This window comes from Streptomyces cyanogenus (assembly GCF_017526105.1).
GTDB classification, from domain to species: domain Bacteria; phylum Actinomycetota; class Actinomycetes; order Streptomycetales; family Streptomycetaceae; genus Streptomyces; species Streptomyces cyanogenus.
Genome location: NZ_CP071839.1, coordinates 1,231,100 through 1,251,001 on the forward strand (window position 1 = coordinate 1,231,100; position 19,902 = coordinate 1,251,001).

Genomic DNA, 19,902 nt, shown 5'->3' on the forward strand with positions numbered 1-19,902 from the left:
TCAGCCTTCCACTGTATCCCGGGCGCGCAGCTCGGCAATGAACTCGCATACACTGGACAAGCTGTGAAATTTTTCGCCGATGTCACTGCCACCGGGCAGGACCACATCGAAACGCCTCTCGATAAAACCGCCGAGCCTGGCCACGGAGAGCGAGTCCAGAATTCCCCATTCCAGCAGCGGGGTGTCCGCATCCACTTCCCCCTGCCCTTTCAGCACCCTCTCTTCAATGAATAGCTTGACAGCCTCAAACGTCTCACTATCCTTCACCTATATACCCCCCAAGTCCTCGTTGATCTACCTGAGAAACAGACACCTGACGGTAATTCATGCTACTGTCGCGCCAGAACATCTGTCAAGGATCAACGCTTTACGGACAACGCAGGACGGACGCAGGCCGAGAGACATGGAGACCAGACCGTGATGCTGCACCAACTTGTTCGGGACGCAGCCCGACAAACACCCGATGCCGTGGCCGTGGTCGGGCCGGAGGGTGAGGCGACGTATGGACAATTAGACGCCTGGGCCGACGAGCTTGCGCGTGAACTCGCGGACCGCGGCGTACGCGCCGGCGACCGAGTCGGTATCTGGCTCGATAAATCCGTGGCGGCCATCGCGGTCATGCAGGCCACGCTGCGCCTGGGAGCCGCCTACGTTCCGCTCGACCCGCAGGCGCCACCCCGACGGATAGCGAAACTGGTCTCGGACTTCGCTCCCGCGGCGATGGTGACCCGGCCCGAGCGCAGGGAATTGCTCGCCGAGTTCGGTACGGAAACCGTCACACTGTGCGCCTGGCCCGACGGCACCCCCTGGCAGGAGCTTGCCACCCTCCGGACCGCCCCACCCGGCCGGCGGGTGCCGGAACCCGAGGTCACCGACGACGACCTTGCCTTCATCCTCTACACCTCCGGTTCGACCGGCGAGCCCAAGGGCGTGTGCCACAGCCACAGCAGCGCGTGGGCCTTTGTCTCATGGGCCGCCAAGGCACAGAAGGCGCAGGCCGACGACCGCTACGCCAATCACGCACCTTTTCACTTCGACCTGTCGGTGAACGATATCTACGTGCCGTTCACGGTAGGCGCCTCGGTGCACCTCGTTCCGCAGGAGACCTCGTATTCCCCCAAAGGGCTGGTCAAGTTTCTCCTGGAGCAGGCGATCACCGTCTGGTACTCGGTGCCGGCCGCGCTGATTCTGATGATGCGACACGGCGGACTGCTGAGCACCGAGATACCTGCATTGCGCTTTCTGCTGTTCGCCGGCGAGGAGTTCCCGATCACCCCGCTCCGACAACTCCGTGAACACCTTCCGCATATTCAGTTCATGAATCTCTATGGACCGGCCGAGACAATTATCAGCACCGGTTACACGGTCGACGAGATTCCAGCCGACCGTATTCTCCCCGTGCCCATCGGCACCGCCTGGTGCGGTAACACCGTCACCGCACTCCGCTCTGACGGGCAGCCGGCCCGAGCGGGCGAGGAGGGCGAAATCGTCGTCAGCGGACCGAGCGTCATGCTCGGCTACTGGGGGCGCCCGCAGGTGACCGACCGCACCTATGCGACCGGCGATATCGCCCTCGTACTGGAAGATGGCAACCTCCAGTTCGTCGGCCGGCGGGACGCCATGGTGAAGGTCCGTGGGAACCGCATCGAACTCAGCGAGATCGAGGCGGTTCTGCAGAGCCATGAGGGAATCGCCGATTCCGCCGCCGTGGTGGTGGGCAGTGGAATCGACGCCCATATTGTGGCGTACATCGTGCTCGCGCAAGGTCATGATCCGTCACTCATCGCTCTCAAACGGCACTGCGCCCAGCATCTCCCCCGGCATTCGATCATCGACACGGTGCACCGGCTGCCGTCCTTGCCGCGCAACGCCAACGGGAAGGTCGACCGGCGAGCGCTCGCCGCTCGGGCGGCCGACGAGGAACGGTCGGCGGACGGGGCGGACGCGCCGTAGCCGGCCCGGGGCGGGGTGCGGGAACCTCGACACAGCATGGTCACCGCACCCCGGGATCGGCCGACGTGAGGCAGCGCGCCGCGGCCCCGAACACCCGGTCCTTCGCGACCAGCGTCGCATCGGCTGTCCGTGACACACACCTAGCGGTAGCCCTTGTTGGCCGCGATGATGCTCAGCGCCACTCCGAGGTTGTCCGAGGAGGACTCCGCAAAGAGGGAGTCCTCGGTGAGCAATCCCGCCTTCTCGGTCTGTGTCACCGCGCTCGCGGCCGCCTCGAGCCTGATGGACCCAGCGAAGTTGAACCCCTCGCACTTCAGGTACACGGGCTGCCGAGCAGGGGGGCGGGCGTGGTGATCACCGGCACGGCGGCCCCCCCAGCCATGACGGCCGCCGCGAGCGTCGTTGTCCGTAGCGACTGACGTCGGGCAGGGACACCCGGCCGCACAGAGCGACGGTGCCCCGGCTGCCGGTGTGGTTGTGGCGATGAGCCCGGCCCCGAAGAACCCGATGCGCCGCTCCTGCCCGGTCAGCACCTCGTGGACCTGTGCGCCCGGCACGACGGCGAAGGGGTGTGTGTGCGTTCATGACGTGGGACGGCTCCATTCAGCCGGATGGGGAATCGACAGCCCGACAGGCGGTTCAGGACGCCACGGCGGGCCGATGAGTGGGTGAACAGTCGGCGAGCCGTACAGGGGCGCCCAGGACCATGCCCACCTCGCGCTGTCCGCCGTACGGTTCGCGGCTGTGCGCCATGCGAACGTTGTCGACCAGCAGGACGTCCCCAACCTGCCAGGGCTCCCGCAGGGTCGACGCTTCGTAGACGTCGTTGATGATCCGTACGGTCTCCGCGTCGATGGGCGAGCCGTCGCCGTAGCGGGTGTTGAACGGCAGCCCGCGCTCGCCGAACTGCATCACGAGGTACTCCCTGACCGCCGGTTCCATCGTCCATTCGTTGAGGAACGCGATCTGGTTGAACCACACTCGGTCGCCGGTCCGGGGATGCCGGATCACGGCCGAACGGCGCTGGGTGGTGTGCAGTCCGCCGTCGGGCTGCCAGGCGAAGTCGGTGCCGTTGGCCCGGCAGTAGGCCTCCGCCGCGGCGCGGTCGGCGACGCCGAGCGCCTCCTGCCAGCTCACCCCCACCAGATCGTTGTACGCGCGGACCAGCGACCAGCCCTGCTCGGTGAATCGGGTGACGAGCGGCTCCGGCAAATGGGCGAGGACGGCCTGCGCGTCGGCGAGTCCGGTGATGCCGCCACGGGCCGGCGCAGTGAAGCAGCCGATGGTGAGCAGCTGGGGGAACTCCAGCCCGTAGCTGAGCTCGTGGTGCATACACATTGGCTGGTCGGGCGGCCACTCCAGGGACGAGACCACCGGTCCGCCGAGCGGACGGCGCCGGGCGAACGCCTCCCGCTCGGGCACGACTGTACCGGAGAGCCGCTCGCCGACCCCGCCGAGGGCGACGGCGTCCCGCACTCCCAGGCCGCGGATCAGCACGGCGCCATGCTGCAGCAGGGCGGCTTCCAGGGCGTCCGCGCGCTCGCCGATCCACTCCGGGAGATGGCCGGGTGCGACGGACTCCACGACCCGCAGGATCGGGGGTTTGCCCGGGGCCAGTTCGAGGTCGAGCTCCGCGGCTCGGCCCAAGGGTGCCGCGGTCTCCTCGAGAGCCGCCGGCTCGGACGGATGCGTCATGCCGTGGGTTCCTTCCGTTGCTGCGCGTACGCGTCGATTGCCTGGGCAAGTTCGGCCAGGACCGGGTGCTCGACGATCTGCTGGAGGGTCACCGAGTCGCCGAGCGCCACTCCGAGGCGCACCGCCGACAGTGAGGTGCCGCCGGACTCGAAGAAATGATGGTGGCGGGTGATCTCCCCGACCGGGAGGTTCAGCACCTGGGCCCACCGCTCGGCCAGCCGCCGCTCCGTCGCCGTCCACGAGGTGTCGTCGGCTCCGCCATCCAAAGCCGCGTCGGTGGTGGACGCCACCTCGGCCGCGTCCTGTGCCAGCCGCTTCTTGTCGATCTTGCCGTTGCCGGTCAGCGGCAGCGCGTCCCGGTGGTGGAGGAGCTGCGGGACCATGTACGGGGGAAGCGCTTCGCCCAGAGCCCGCCGCACGCCGACCGAGTCCAGGGGGGCGTCCGCCGCGTAGAACGCGACCAGATGCTTCTCCTGGCCGGGGGTCTCCGCCACGACGACGGCACAGTCCCGGACGCCTGGCACGCGCAGCAGGTGGTTCTCGATCTCCCCGATCTCGATACGGAATCCCCTGATCTTGGTCTGTGCGTCGCGTCTGCCGAGGAACTCCAACGAGCCCTCCGGAAGCCACCGGCCGATGTCGCCGGAGCGGTAGAGCCGCTCCCCCGGTCGGTGCGGATCGGTTCCGAAGGCGGCCGCGGTGCGCTCCGGGTCATTGATGTAGCCGCGGCCCACACAGACCCCGGAGAACACGATCTCCCCCGGCGCGCCCAGCGGGACGGGTTCGCCTCGTTCGTCCACGACATACACGCGCACGTTGCGGACCGCTGGTCCCAGTGGCACCCGTTCATGGCGCGGCACCTGGTGCATCACCTCGTGGTTGGTGTCGTCAGAGGTCTCGGTCAGGCCATAGGCGTTCACCAACGCGATGTCCGGGAACGCGGCGAACCAGCGCTCGACCAGTTCCTTCTTCAGCGCCTCACCGGTCGCGGAGACGCTGCGCAGCCGGTCGAGGGCGCGTGGCTGCTCCTCCAGATAGGTGAGCATCACCTCGAGATAGGACGGGACGACCTGAAGCACCTCGACCTCGCCCTCGACGATGGCGTCGACGAACCGCCGGATGTCCAGGATCTCCTTCTGCCCGACGATCAGGGTCCGGGCGCCCACCAGCAGCCCGGCCACCAGCTGCCACAGCGAGATGTCGAAACACTGCGGCGCCGTCTGGGCGACCACCTGGGTGGGGCCTATCTCCAGGTCCTCGATCTTGGCGAAGAGATGGTTGAGCAGGCCGGCGTGCTCGCACATCGCGCCCTTCGGTTCGCCCGTCGAGCCGGAGGTGAAGTAGACATAGGCAAGTTGCTCGGCCGCGACGGCAACGCCCGGATCGGTGTCGCGCCGCTCCTCGGGGTCCTCGCCGTCCCGGCCCCCCGTCAGGACGTCGGAGATCACGAGCCGGGGCGGGGCGCCGGGCCCCGTCAGTGCCTGGTCGAGAGTGCCGGTGCTGCCGAGGTCGGTGAGCACGAAACGGCATGCGCTGCGGGTGAGCATGGCGGCGATGCGGGAGGCGGGGAAGTGCGGCTCCACCGGCAGATAGACCCCGCCGGCCTTGAAGACCGCAAGCACCGCGGCCATCCAGTCGAGGTTCCGCTCGGTGACCACGGCCACCACGTCTTCGGGTCGCAGCCCCAGGGCCAGCAGCGCGTGGGCGAGCCGGTTGGCTCGGCGGTTGAGCGCGTCGTACGTCCATTCCGTTCCGTCGTACACGGCGGCGATCCGGTCGGGGTGCTCGCGTACCTTCTCCTCGAACAGCTCGTGTATCCGGCGGTCCGGGAGGTCGCGCCGCGGTCCGGCCAGACCATCGATCTGATAGGCGAGTTCCTGCGCGGACAGGAAGCTGCGGCGGCGGTGCCCGGCGGTGTCGTCCTCGGCCATCAGCTCCAGGGCCGTCAGCAGATATCCGGCGATCCGCTGCGCATACGGCCGGTCCAGGACGTCTCCGTGGCCGAGCACCCGCAGCCGCAGGCCGTCCGGCGCCGGGGCGAAGGCGAGGCGCAGGACGAGGGGCACCTGGAGCTCGGTACCAGAGGCGTCATCCCTCCATCCGGCCGGCTCCTCGGCGAGAACAACGGCTCCGGCGAGTGCGGAGAGATCAAGGACCACCTCGTATTCCGGGGTGTCCGTCCGTGCCGCGCTCACCGGGGGCGGGGCTCCCGGCGTGGCCCGGCGGGCCGTCAGCACAAGGTCCCGCCAGGCGCCGTCCGCCACCGACAGCGCGCACGGCAGGGGCACGCCGCCACCGCCGGGCGCGGCGTATCCCGTCAGCACGTCGGGCTCGCCGGTGAGCGCCGCCAGCACCGCCGCATGCGCCGCTAACAGGAGGGACTCAAGAGGCACCTGGAGGCGCTCGGTGAGCCCGGTGAGCCTTCGGACGGTGTCAGCGGGAACCTGGCAGTCGTATGTAATCGTCGGCATATCGGCCTGCCGTGGTGCGGTGCGCCATCGCGGAATGGCGGAAACAATCCCGGCTTCGCTGTGCGTGCCGGCGTCTGTCGATGTGCCCATGGTCCTTGCTGCCTCGTGAAGGTGGTGAGTTACCGGTGGCGCTCCGCACGGGGAGCGCCACCGGGAATGCGGCGTCCGGCTGTGTCGGCTCAGTCGTCCGCAGCGACCATGGCCTTGACCAGGCTGGCCGGACGCATATCCGTCCAGTTCTCCTCTACGTAGGCGAGACAGGCGTCCCGGGTGTCCGCGGTTTTGGCGACGGTCCAGCCGTCCGGCACCTCGATGGACTCGGGCCACAGCGAGTGCTGGCCCTCGTCGTTGACGAGTACGAGGTAGGTACCGTCGGGGGCCTCAAAGGGGTTCGTCATGACTGTTCCTCGTTCATTTCTCGGTGGACTTGCCAACCTCCCGGGAGAAGCCCTTGCTTTTCCCGGGAATTCCTCAGGACTTGCCGGTCTGCCGCGTCATCCGGCGCAGCGCCGGTCGTTTCGCGGCTGCCGTCTGCGGTGCCGCGGCCATGCGTTCGGCCAGCCCGGCCACGGTCGGGACCTCGAAGAGGGTGCCGATCGAGACCTCCGCCGTCAGCTCACTTCGGATGCGGCTGACCAGGCGGGTGGCGAGCAGGGAGTGCCCGCCGAGGTCGAAGAAGCCGTCGTCGATACCGACCCGGTCCACGCCGAGGACCTCGGCGAACAGGGCGCACAGCACCTTTTCCCGCTGATTGCGCGGTCCGCGGCCGCCGGCCGCCGCCGCATAGTCCGGCTCCGGCAGCGCCCGGCGGTCCAGCTTGCCGTTCGGGTTCAGCGGGAGCCTGGGCAGCGCAATGACCGCCGACGGCACCATGTACTCCGGCAGCCGCTCGCCCAGCCGCTCACGCGCCGCCTTCACCACCGCACCGATACCCCGCGCGGCCAGCGGGTTGTTCACCCACGGGCCGCGCGTGGCGGCGGGCCGATAGACCCCGGTCAGGACAGCGTCGCTCGGCTCCGACGACGGCAGGACGACGGCGTCGAACAGCGCCACCGACCGCGACGACCACGTGGTCACCACCCGCAGACCCCGCTCCCGGCCCCAGACAACCAGATCCTCCGGGTCCACCGCCTCACCGATGTCCTCGGCGTCGTGGCCGTCGAGCCGGCACTCGGCCGCCACCTCGGCCACCAGCCGCGCGCTGGGTATCCCCGTCAGACGTACCGGCTCCGCACCGAGCGACCGGCTGTCCAGCTCGTCCAGGGCGGTGATCTCGCGCCCCCACACCACCTGCCGCGCGTCGGCCACATCCACAACCCGCGCCGGAGCCTTGTGCAGCACCACCTCATAACGATGCCGGGTCAACTCATTGTGGTAGTCACCCCGCTTGAGCCGGATGTCCACACCACCGACCCGCTCGTCACCCTTCGCCAGCTCAGCGAAGAACTCCGGCGCGACCACCAACTCCTTCTCCATGAGGACGGCGCGGTCGACCACCGCCCTCGCGCCAGCCCCTCGACCACCGTTCACCGCCGCATGCAACGCACGCAGCGAACCCGCATGCCGGACATCACCAACGACCACACGCCCGCCCGGCGCCAACAGATCCAACGCCCGATCGATCACCCGCGCCAAATAGGCCCCATCAGGGAAATACTGAACAACGGAATTGATCAGCACCGTGTCGAAGTACGCCGTCGGCAGCCCCTCGGTCACATCAGCAGCCTGACAGCGCAACCGCACCCGGTCCGACAGACCCTGGGCCTCAACCTGCGCCGACAAGCGGTCAATCACCGCAGCCGAGAAGTCAGTGCCCCAGTACTCCGCCACATCCTCCGCCAGATGAGCCATCAACAGACCGGAACCCACACCGATCTCAAGGACCCGACCACCACCCAGCTCACGCACCCGCTCCACGACCGCATCACGCCACGCCCGCATCTCAACCAGCGGCACCGGCTCACCCGTGTACGAGCTGTCCCAACCCGAGAAGTCCTCACCGAAGCCGCCCGCGCCCGGTCCGGAGTAGACCGCGTCGTAGATCTCACGCCACTCCTCCACCTGGGCCTCTTCGACGGCGCCCGCCGCGGCGGCGGCTTCCAGGTCCGGCACCACGTAAGCGGCCAGCCGCTGGTCGCCGGGGGTGTCTTCGCGGGCCACGACCGCCGCCTGGCGCACGCCTTCGTGGTCGAGAAGCAGGGATTCGATCTCGCCGGGCTCGATACGGAAGCCGCGGACCTTGACCTGGTGGTCGACACGCCCCAGGTACTCCAACTGGCCATCCGCACGCCACCGCGCCAAGTCACCCGTGCGATACATCCGCGCACCCGGCTCGAACGGAGACGCCACAAACCGCTCAGCCGTCAGACCAGGACGATTGACATAACCACGCGCCAAACCCGCACCCGACGCATACAACTCACCCGCAACACCCACCGGAACCGGACGCAACCCCTCGTCCAGCACAAACGCCCGAGTATTGGCCACCGGACGACCAATCGGCACAACACCCCCACCCAGAGGACCCGCCATCGTCACGGCAACAGTCGACTCCGTCGGGCCATACATGTTCATCACCCGACGCCCCGGCGACCAACGCGCCACCAACTCCGGCGGCACCGCCTCCGCACCCGCCACCAGACACACGAAATCCGTCAGCTCACCCGCCACCCCCGGCGCCAACGTCGCCACCACCGACGGCGGAATGAACGCATGCGTCACCCGACCCTCGGCCAGCACACGCCGCAACTCCTCACCCACCAAACGCCCACGCTCAGGCACCACCAAAGCAGCACCCGCCGCAAACGCCACCAACATGTCCCAAAAAGCAGTGTCGAAACTGGGCGAAGCAAACTGCAACACCCGACTCGACACACTCAGCCCCAACAACTCCATCTCCGTATGCGCCAAGCTCGCCACACCCCGATGCGAAACCACCACACCCTTGGGACGACCCGTCGAACCCGACGTATAGATCACATGCGCAGGATGATCCAACTCAACGACAACCCCCGGATCAACATCCGGGAACCCCGAGACATCCCGCGCCAACGCCTCCTCATCCAGACACAACACCGGAGCCGCATCCGCCAAAATAAAAGCCCGCCGCTCCGCCGGATAATCCACATCCACCGGAACATAAGCACCACCGGCCTTGAGCACGGCAACCACCGCAACCACCAGATCCACCGACCGCGGCAACATCACCCCCACCCGCGTCTCCGGACCGACACCCTCACCGATCAACCAGTGCGCCAACCGGTTCGCCCGCGCATTCAACTCCGCGTACGACAACACCTCACCAGCCCGCACCAACGCCGTAGCACCCGGAGCCCGCAACGCCTGAGCCTCGACCAAACTCGCCAACGTCACCAAAGGAACCTCAACAGACGTGTCGTTCCACGCCGTCAACAGCTCCTCACGCTCAGCCTCCGCCAACACCTCCACCCGCCCGATCGGCAACGACGGATCCGCCACCACCTGCTCCAGCAACCGCACCCACCGCGCCAACAACCCCTCCACCGAAGAACGGTCGAAGAGATCGGTGGAGTACTCGATGGTCCCGGTCACCCCCTGCTCGCCGACGCTTTCGGACAGGCTGAGCAGCATGTCGAAGCGGGAACGGCCGATGCCGACCTCTTCGGAGCTGACGCGCAGGTCCGGGAGGGTGAAGTCGCCCTGGCCGGTGTTCTGGAGGACAAGGGCGACCTGGAAGAGGGGGTGGTGGGAGGTCGAGCGCTGGGGATTGAGCAGTTCCACCAGGTGCTCGAACGGCACGTCCTGATGGGCGTACGCGGCCAGGCTGGTCTCCCGGACCCGGCCCAGCAACTCCTCGAAGCTCGGGTCACCCGAGGTGTCCGTGCGCAGCACGAACATGTTGACGAACAGCCCGACCAGATCCTCCAGCGCCTCGTCCGTACGGCCGGCGATACCGCTGCCCAGCGCGATGTCGGTGCCCGCGCCGAGGCGGGTGAGCAGCGCCGCCATACCTGCCTGCAACACCATGAACACCGTGGTGTTCGAACGCCGTGCCAGCCGTACCAGTCGCTGGTGCAGCTCCCTGTCCATCTCGAAGCCGAGGTGTGTGCCCTCGTACGAGGCCACGGCCGGCCGGGGGCGGTCGGCGGGGAAGGTCACCTGCTCCGGCAGCCCTGCCAGCTGGTGGCGCCAGTAGCCGACCTGCTGGGAGTAGATGCTCTGCGGGTCGTTCTCGTCGCCGAGCAGCTCGCGCTGCCAGAGGGTGTAGTCCACGTACTGCACCCGCAGTTCGGACCACTGTGGCGCGGCGCCTTCGGTACGGGCCGTGTAGGCGGACACCAGGTCACGTGCCATGGGGCCCATGGACCAGCCGTCGCCCGCGATGTGATGCACCAGCAGCAGCAGGACACTGTCCTCGGGACCGGTCTCGAACAGCCAGGCACGGACCGGTATCTCGCAGGAGAGGTCGAAGCCGTAACGCGCCGCCTCCTCCAGGACCTCCGGCAGCTCCTCCTCCTCCACCGACCGGCGCTCCCAGCTCAGCGTCACGGCCTGCGCATCGAGAACCAACTGGTGTGGTTCGCCGTCAATTTCGGGGAAGACGGTCCGCAGCGACTCGTGCCGGCCGATCACATCGCGCAGTGCGGCGTGCAGCGCCTCCACGTCCACGCCGCCCGTCAGGCGGAGCCCCAGCGGCATGTTGTACGTCGCGGTCCGGCCCTCGACCTTGTACTGGAACCACAGGCGACGCTGTGCGAAAGAAAGCGGCACCACGTCCGGGCGCTCCATCGGCACCAGTGCCGTACGGGTCCTGCCGTTGTCGGTGAGGTGCACCGCCAGCCCGGCCACCGTGGGGGCCTCGAAGACGGTGGCGATCGGGACCTCGGCGCCGAGTGCGGTGCGGATGCGGCTGACCAGGCGGGTGGTGAGGAGTGAGTGCCCGCCGAGGTCGAAGAAGCTGTCGTCGATACCGACCCGGCCGACACCGAGGACTTCGGCGAACAGGCCGCACAACACCTCTTCCTGCGGGGTCCGTGGTGCCCGCCCACCGGCCGCCGCCGCATAGTCAGGAACCGGCAGCGCCCGGCGGTCCAGCTTGCCATTGAGCGTCAACGGCAGCCGGTCCAGCACCACCAGCGCCGACGGCACCATGTACTCCGGCAGCCGCTCGCCCAGCCGCTCACGCGCCGCCTTCACCACCGCACCGATACCCCGCGCGGCCAGCGGGTTGTTCACCCACGGGCCGCGCGTGGCGGCGGGCCGATAGACCCCGGTCAGGACGGCGTCGCTCGGCTCCGACGACGGCAGGACCACGGCGTCGAACAGCGCCACCGACCGCGACGACCACGTGGTCACCACCCGCAGACCCCGCTCCCGGCCCCAGACAACCAGATCCTCCGGGTCCACCGCCTTCCCCAAGTCCTCGGCATCTTGACCATCGAGCACCCGCTCGGCAGCCACCTCACCGGCCAGCCGCGCGTTGGGAACACCCTCCAGACGCACCGCCCCGGCAACATGCCCCAGCAACCCGGCCAGATCCACATCCCCGGACCACACCACCCGCCGGGCCCCGGCCACATCCACAACCCGCGCCGGAGCCTTGTGCAGCACCACCTCATAACGATGCCGGGTCAACTCATTGTGGTAGTCACCCCGCTTGAGCCGGATATCCACACCACCGACCCGCTCGTCACCCTTCGCCAGCTCAGCGAAGAACTCCGGCGCGACCACCAACTCCTTCTCCATGAGGACGGCGCGGTCGACCACCGCCCTCGCGCCAGCCCCTCGACCACCGTTCACCGCCGCATGCAACGCACGCAGCGAACCCGCATGCCGGACATCACCAACGACCACACGCCCGCCCGGCGCCAACAGATCCAACGCCCGATCGATCACCCGCGCCAAATAGGCCCCATCAGGGAAATACTGAACAACGGAATTGATCAGCACCGTGTCGAAGTACGCCGTCGGCAGCCCCTCGGTCACATCAGCAGCCTGACAGCGCAACCGCACCCGGTCCGACAGACCCTGGACCTCAACCTGCGCCGACAAGCGGTCAATCACCGCAGCCGAGAAGTCAGTGCCCCAGTACTCCGCCACATCCTCCGCCAGATGAGCCATCAACAGACCGGAACCCACACCGATCTCAAGGACCCGACCACCACCCAGCTCACGCACCCGCTCCACGACCGCATCACGCCACGCCCGCATCTCAACCAGCGGCACCGGCTCACCCGTGTACGAGCTGTCCCAACCCGAGAAGTCCTCACCGAAGCCGCCCGCGCCCGGTCCGGAGTAGACCGCGTCGTAGATCTCACGCCACTCCTCCACCTGGGCCTCTTCGACGGCGCCCGCAGCCTCGGCGGCTTCCAGGTCCGGCACCACGTAAGCGGCCAACCGGTGATCACCGGGCACATCCTCCCGAGCAACCACCACCGCCTGACGAACACCCTCCGAACCGATCAGCAGCGACTCGATCTCACCCGGCTCAATACGGAAACCACGCAACTTCACCTGCTCATCAGCGCGACCCGCGAACTCCAGCCGGCCATCCACCCGCCACCGCACCAGGTCACCAGTCCGGTACATCCGCGCCCCCGGCTCGAACGGACACGCCACAAACCGCTCCGCCGTCAACCCCGCACGACCGACATAACCACGCGCTACCTGAACGCCGGTGACGTACAGCTCGCCCACGACGCCCACAGGCACCGGCTGGAGACCGGCGTCGAGGACGAACATCCGGGTGTTCCAGGTGGGCCGTCCGATCGGGACCACGCGGCCGTCGTCATCCGTGCCCGTCCAGGTGGAGGAGGCGACCTGGATGGTCATTTCGGTCGGACCGTACAGGTTCGAGACTTCGCTGCCCCAGGCCTCACTCATCCGCGCCGCGAGATCGGTGTGCAGCTCCTCGCCGCTCGACCAGATGCGACTGACCTTGTGTGTGGCGGGCGGGTGAGGCAGGTTGGCGAGCAGCGACGGGGGGAACTGGGCGACGGTGACGCCGTTCTCCGCGATGTGGGCGACCAGTCGCTGAGGGTCGCGGATCACCTCGCCGGGGGCCACGCAGATCGCGGCGCCGGAGATCAGCGGGAACCAGATCTCCAGTCCGACGGAGTCGAACCGCACCGAGGTGCGGAACAGCAGCACATCGGCGGATCCGACCGGGTGGGCGTCCTGCATCCACTGGAGGTTGTTGGCCAGTCCTCGGTGCTCGACCAGCACGCCCTTCGGGTGGCCGGTGGAGCCCGAGGTGTAGATGACGTACAGCGGGTTGGCCGGGTTCAGCGGGGCCGTGCGGTCGGCGTCCGTCAGATCGGCCGGGGACCGCCGGGCGACAGCGGCGGCGGTCTCTTCGTCGTCGATGACGACGAACGGGACCCCGGTCCCCAGGGAGAGCAGATCGCTACCGCCGGAGACGACCGCCAGTACAGGTCGTGCATCGTTCAGCGTGTACCGCAGGCGCTCGGCCGGGTCGTCGGGGTCCAGCGGGAGATAGGCTCCGCCGGCCTTCATCACCGCGAGCAGCGCCACGACCGTGTCCGCGGAGCGCGGCAGGGCCACCGCCACCAGCTTCTCCGGACCGACACCCAGCTCGACGAGGTGGCGGGCGAGTTGGTTGGCCCGCGCGTTGAGCTCGGCGTACGTGAGGGTCATCCCGCCGAAGAGCACGGCGGTGGCGTCCGGGGCGCGCTGCACCTGCGCTTCCAGCATGCCTACCAGTGTCCGGTCGCGGACCTCGGCCGCGGTGTCGTTCCAGTCGGTGAGGAGTTGCCGCCGCTCGGCATCGGTCAGCAGACCGGCCCGGCTGATCGGCTGTGTCGGTTCGCTCAGCGCCTGCCCGAGGAAGCGCATCCACCGGTCGAAGAGCCCTTCGATGGTGGAACGGTCGAACAGGTCCGTGGAGTACTCCACCACGCTCTCGATGCCCGCGGGATTCCCGGCGGCGTCATGGCGCTCGGTGAGCGAGAGCAGCATGTCGAACCGCGATGTGCCGGGGTCCACTTCGGTAGTGCTGACGCGCAGGTCCGGGAGGGTGAAGTCGCCCTGGCGGGTGTTCTGGAGGACAAGGGCGACCTGGAAGAGGGGGTGGTGGGAGGTCGAGCGCTGGGGATTGAGCAGTTCCACCAGGTGCTCGAACGGCACGTCCTGATGGGCGTACGCGGCCAGGCTGGTCTCCCGGACCCGGCCCAGCAACTCCTCGAAGCTCGGGTCACCCGAGGTGTCCGTGCGCAGCACGAAGGTGTTGACGAACAGTCCGACGAGATCGTCCAGCGCCTCGTCGGTACGACCCGCCAGACCGCTGCCCAGCGCGATGTCGGTGCCCGCGCCGAGGCGGGTGAGCAGCGCCGCCATACCTGCCTGCAGCACCATGAACACGGTCGAGCCGGAGGCGCGCGCCAGTTCAGCCATGCGCCGGTGCAGCTCGTCATCCACCTCGAACGTGACGATCTCGCCCTCGTACGAGGCGACCGCGGGCCGCGGCCGGTCGGTGGGGAAGCCCACCTGCTCGGGAAGGTCGCGCAGCTGTCCGCGCCAGTAGTCGACCTGGCGCGCGAACAGGCTGTCCGGGTCGTTCTCGTCGCCGAGCAGCTCGCGCTGCCAGAGGGTGTAGTCGACGTACTGCACCGGTAGTTCGGACCATTGCGGGGCGGTGCCCTGCGAGCGTGCTGTGTAGGCGGCGACGAGGTCGCCGGCCAGCGGTCCCATGGACCAACCGTCAGCGGCGATGTGGTGCAGCAGCAACAGCAGGACGCTGTCGCCGGCGCCGGTTTCGAAGAGCCAGGCCCGGATGGGTATTTCGGAGGCAAGGTCGAGGCCGTAACGGGACACCTCCTCCAGGACGCCGGGCAGCTGCGCTTCGGTGACCGACTGCCGCTCCCAGCCGAATGCGGCGTCTGCGGCGTCGAGCACCAACTGGTGCGGTTCGCCGTTGATCTCGGGGAAGACGGTGCGCAGCGACTCGTGCCGGCCGATCACATCGCGCAGTGCGGCGTGCAGCGCCTCCACGTCCACCGTGCCCGTCAGGCGGAACGCCAGGGGCATGTTGTATGTCGCCGACGGGCCCTCGAGCTTGTGCAGGAACCACAGGCGGCGCTGCGCGGACGACAGCGGCACCACGTCCGGGCGCTCCATCGGCGCCAGTGCCGTACGGGTCCGGCCCCCGCCCTCCAGCCGCGACGCCAGGCGGGCCACCGTTGGCGCCTCGAAGACGTCCTTGATCGGCAGTTCGGCGCCGAGTGCGGTGCGGATGCGGCTGACCAGGCGGGTGGCGAGGAGCGAGTGCCCGCCGAGGTCGAAGAAGCCGTCGTCGATACCGACCCGGCCGACACCGAGGACCTCGGCGAACAGGCCGCACAACACCTCTTCCTGCGGGGTCCGTGGTGCCCGCCCACCGGCCGCCGCCGCATAGTCAGGAACCGGCAGCGCCCGGCGGTCCAGCTTGCCATTGAGCGTCAACGGCAGCCGGTCCAGCACCACCAGCGCCGACGGCACCATGTACTCCGGCAGCCGCTCGCCCAGCCGCTCACGCGCCGCCTTCACCACCGCACCGATACCCCGCGCGGCCAGCGGGTTGTTCACCCACGGGCCGCGCGTGGCGGCGGGCCGATAGACCCCGGTCAGGACGGCGTCGCTCGGCTCCGACGACGGCAGGACCACGGCGTCGAACAGCGCCACCGACCGCGACGACCACGTGGTCACCACCCGCAGACCCCGCTCCCGGCCCCAGACAACCAGATCCTCCGGGTCCACCGCCTCACCGATGTCCTCGGCGTCGTGGCCGTCGAGCCGGCACTCGGCCGCCACCTCGGCCACCAGCCGCGCGCTGGGTATCCCCGTCAGACGTACCGGCTCCGCACCGAGCGACCGGCTGTCCAGCTCGTCCAGGGCGGTGATCTCACGCCCCCACACCACCCGCCGCGCGTCGGCCACATCCACAACCCGCACCGGAGCCTTGTGCAGCACCACCTCATAACGATGCCGGGTCAACTCATTGTGGTAGTCACCCCGCTTGAGCCGGATATCCACACCACCGACCCGCTCGTCACCCTTCGCCAGCTCAGCGAAGAACTCCGGCGCGACCACCAACTCCTTCTCCATGAGGACGGCGCGGTCGACCACCGCCCTCGCACCAGCCCCTCGACCACCGTTCACCGCCGCATGCAACGCACGCAGCGAACCCGCATGCCGGACATCACCAACGACCACACGCCCGCCCGGCGCCAACAGATCCAACGCCCGATCGATCACCCGCGCCAAATAAGCCCCATCAGGGAAATACTGAACAACGGAATTGATCAGCACCGTGTCGAAGTACGCCGTCGGCAGCCCCTCGACCACATCAGCAGCCTGACAGCGCAACCGCACCCGATCCGACAGACCCTCGGCCTCAACCTGCGCCGACAAGCGGTCGATCACCGCACCGGAGAGATCCGTACCCCAGAACTCCTCCACCCCCCGGACCAGATGCGCCATCAGCAAACCCGAGCCGACACCCACCTCCAGCACGCGCCGACCACCGAGGTCTCGCACCCGCTGCACGACCGCATCACGCCACGCCCGCATCTGGTCGAGCGGAATAGGCTTGCCCGTGTACGAGCTGTTCCAGCCAGAGAAGTCCTCACCGAAGCCGCCCGCGCCCGGTCCGGAGTAGACCGCGTCGTAGATCTCACGCCACTCCTCCACCTGGGCCTCTTCGACGGCGCCCGCAGCCTCGGCGGCTTCCAGGTCCGGCACCACGTAAGCGGCCAACCGGTGATCACCGGGCACATCCTCCCGAGCAACCACCACCGCCTGACGAACACCCTCCGAACCGATCAGCAGCGACTCGATCTCACCCGGCTCAATACGGAAACCACGCAACTTCACCTGCTCATCAGCGCGACCCGCGAACTCCAGCCGGCCATCCACCCGCCACCGCACCAGGTCACCAGTCCGGTACATCCGCGCCCCCGGCTCGAACGGACACGCCACAAACCGCTCCGCCGTCAACCCCGCACGACCGACATAACCACGCGCCAGCCCCGCGCCCGCCACATACAACTCGCCCACCACTCCGGCGGGCACCGGCCGCAGGCCCGCGTCCAGCACATACACCCGGGTGTTGGTCACCGGCTCGCCGATCGGCACCACGCCGTCGGCCGGCGCACCGCCCATCGACACGCAGACCGTCGATTCGGTCGGGCCGTAGGCGTTGGTCACGCGGCGGCCCGACGACCAGCGTGCCACCAGCTCGGCGGGGGACGCCTCACCGGCGAGCACCACCGATGTCAGCAGCGGCAGCTCCGACTCCGCGCCCGCGGGGAGCGCGCCCAGCACGGACGGCGGCAGGGTGACATGGGTGATCCGCTGTTCCGCGAGCAAACCGCGGAGGGCCTCGCCCACCAGACGTCCGTCCTCCGGCACCACCAGCGTGGCGCCGGAGCCGAAAGCCATCACCAGCTCCCAGAAGGCCGCGTCGAAACTCGGCGAAGCGAACTGCAGCACCCGGGCGGTGGAGCCCACGCCGAGTCGCTCGGCCTGCGCGTGCGCCAGGCTCGCCACACCACTGTGGGTGACCACCACGCCCTTGGGGGCGCCGGTGGAGCCGGAGGTGTAGATGACATACGCCGGGTGCTCGGGCCGGACGGTGGTCTCGGGGTCGGTGTCCGGGAGGGCCGACAGATCCCGCGCCAGAGCGGCTTCGTCCAGGACGAGGAGCGGAGCGGCGTCGGCGCGCATGAAGGCGCGCCGCGCCGCCGGGTAGTCCGGGTCGATCGGGATGTAGGCACCGCCGGCCTTGAGGACCGCAAGGACGGCGACCACCATCTCGACCGAGCGCGGCAGCTCCACCGCCACCGTCTTCTCCGGGCCCACACCCCGCTCGATCAGCCAGCGCGCCAGCCGGTTGGCGCGGGCGTTCAGCTCCCCGTACGACAGCGATACCGCGCCGGTCGCCAGTGCCTCCGCGTCGGCGCACTCTCGCACCCGTGCCTCGAAGAGCTGGGCGAGCGTCGCGGGCGGGACCTCGACGGCGGTGTCGTTCCGTGCCGACAGCAGCTCGCGGCGCTCGTGCTCGGCGAGCAGTTCCACGCTGCCGATCGGCAGCGACGGGTCCGCGACCACCTGATCCAGCAGCCGCGCCCACCGGTCCAGCAGGCCTTCGATCGTCGAGTGCTCGAAGAGAGCGGTCGCGTACTCGGCGACGGTCTCGATGCCCGTCGCGGCGCCGGTGTCGTCGTGGCTCTCGTACATCTCCATCAGCATGTCGAAGCGCGAGGTGCCGGTGCCGATGAACTCGCTCTGTACCTGGAGCCGGGGCAGGCGGAACCGCTCCGACGGTGTGTTCTGGAGCACCATGGCGACCTGGAACAACGGGTGATGACTGGTGGAGCGCTGGGGGTTGAGCACTTCCACCAGGTGCTCGAACGGCACGTCCTGATGCTCGTGCGCGGCAATGCTCCGCTCCCGTACGCGGCCGAGCAGCTCCTTGAAGCTCGGGTCGCCGGAGGTGTCGGTGCGCAGCACGAAGGTGTTGACGAAGAGGCCGATCAGCTCGTCGAGGGCTTCGTCCGTACGGCCGGCGACGCCATTGCCCAGCGGGATGTCGGTGCCGGCGCCGAGCCGGGTGAGCAGCGCCGCCATACCTGCCTGCAACACCATGAAGACGGTGGTGTTCGTCCGGTGGGCGAGCTCCACTACGCGCCGGTGCAGGTCGCCGTCGAGGCGGAAGACGAGGCGGGCTCCCTCGTAGTCGGCCACCGCGGGCCGCGGGCGGTCCGAGGGGAAGGACACCTCGGTGGGCAGATCGGCCAGCTCGTCGCGCCAGTACGCGAGTTGCTGTGCGTACACGCTGTCCGGGTCCTGTGCGTCGCCCAGCTGCTCGCGCTGCCACAGGGCGTAGTCGGCGTACTGGACGGGGAGTTCGGACCACTGCGGGGAGCCGTGCGCGACCCGAGCGGTGTAGGCGGTCATGACGTCGCGGGCGAGCGGGGCCATCGACCAGCCGTCACTCGCGATGTGGTGCAGGAGCAGCAGGAGGGTGCTTCGATCGGGCGCGGTCTCGAACAGCCAGGCACGAACGGGGATTTCGGTGGCGAGGTCGAAGCCGTAGCGCGCTGCCTCGCGCAAGGTTCGCGGCAGGTCGGACTCGGCGACCGGTTGGTGGTCCCAGGCGAACTCGATCTCGTCCAGGTCCTGTATGAGCTGGTACGGCTCGCCGTCGACCTCGCGGAAGAGCGTGCGCAGCGCCTCGTGCCGGCCGATCACGTCGAGCAGGGCGGCGTGCAGCGCCTCCGCGTCCACCGTGCCCGTCAGCCGGAGGGCCAGCGGAACGTTGTAGGTCGCCGAGCGGTTCTCGAGCCTGTGCAGGAACCACAGGCGGCGTTGTGCGAACGACAGCGGCACCACGTCCGACCGCTCCATGGGAGCGAGTGCGGTGCGGGCGCTGCCGCCGGCGGCGCCGGTGAGCCGCTCGGCCAGCGCGGCCGGGGTGGCGGACTCGAAGATGTCCTTGATGAGCAGCTCCACGCCGAGGGCGCCGCGGATCCGGACAAGGAGCCGGATCGCCGTCAGCGAATGACCGCCGGCCTCGAAGAGGTCGTCGTGCGGGCCCACCCGGTCCACGCCGAGGACCTCGGCGAACAGTCCGCACAGCACCTCTTCGGGTGAGGGGCTCGGCTCGTTGTCCGTGCCAAGGACGTTGCGGTCGGACTGCGGAGATCCGTTGGCGTCCAACGTGTCGCTCCCTTTTTCTGACGGTGTCACATATCGGTTGACAGCCGGCCGGATTCGCGTTTCTGTGGTCCGCCCGGCGCAGTTGGTC

Annotated in this window: 6 protein-coding genes and 1 pseudogene; 1 reads left to right on the forward strand and 6 read right to left on the reverse strand. The window is 68.8% G+C overall.

What is annotated here, in order from left to right:
- Positions 1-267 (reverse strand): acyl carrier protein, encoded by a 267-nt coding sequence (locus tag S1361_RS05285; protein WP_208030668.1) that lies wholly within the window; start codon positions 265-267, stop codon positions 1-3.
- Positions 268-420: 153 nt separating this feature from the next.
- Between S1361_RS05285 and S1361_RS05290 the strand changes: the two genes are divergently transcribed.
- Complete coding sequence (locus S1361_RS05290; protein WP_208036475.1) at positions 421-1,953, forward strand: amino acid adenylation domain-containing protein; 1,533 nt, start codon at positions 421-423, stop codon at positions 1,951-1,953.
- A 143-nt stretch (positions 1,954-2,096) separates the two neighbouring features.
- Here the strand turns inward: S1361_RS05290 and S1361_RS40230 are convergent.
- The 5 genes and pseudogenes from S1361_RS40230 to S1361_RS05310 form a co-directional block, all read right to left on the reverse strand.
- Positions 2,097-2,276: pseudogene (locus tag S1361_RS40230) on the reverse strand (2,3-diaminopropionate biosynthesis protein SbnA); the annotation flags it as partial.
- Positions 2,277-2,592: 316 nt separating this feature from the next.
- Positions 2,593-3,648: a TauD/TfdA family dioxygenase gene (locus S1361_RS05295; RefSeq protein WP_208030669.1), complete on the reverse strand. Its 1,056-nt coding sequence runs from the start codon at positions 3,646-3,648 to the stop codon at positions 2,593-2,595.
- Positions 3,645-6,209 (reverse strand): non-ribosomal peptide synthetase, encoded by a 2,565-nt coding sequence (locus tag S1361_RS05300; protein ID WP_208030670.1) that lies wholly within the window; start codon positions 6,207-6,209, stop codon positions 3,645-3,647. The genes S1361_RS05295 and S1361_RS05300 overlap by 4 nt, the downstream gene beginning before the upstream one ends.
- An 89-nt stretch (positions 6,210-6,298) precedes the next feature.
- Complete coding sequence (locus tag S1361_RS05305; protein WP_208030671.1) at positions 6,299-6,517, reverse strand: MbtH family protein; 219 nt, start codon at positions 6,515-6,517, stop codon at positions 6,299-6,301.
- 73 nt (positions 6,518-6,590) lie between these two features.
- The gene (locus tag S1361_RS05310; protein ID WP_208030672.1) at positions 6,591-19,814 is read right to left on the reverse strand and encodes a non-ribosomal peptide synthetase; all 13,224 of its coding nucleotides are present in this window, start codon (positions 19,812-19,814) and stop codon (positions 6,591-6,593) included.
- Between the last annotated feature and the right edge of the window lie 88 nt (positions 19,815-19,902).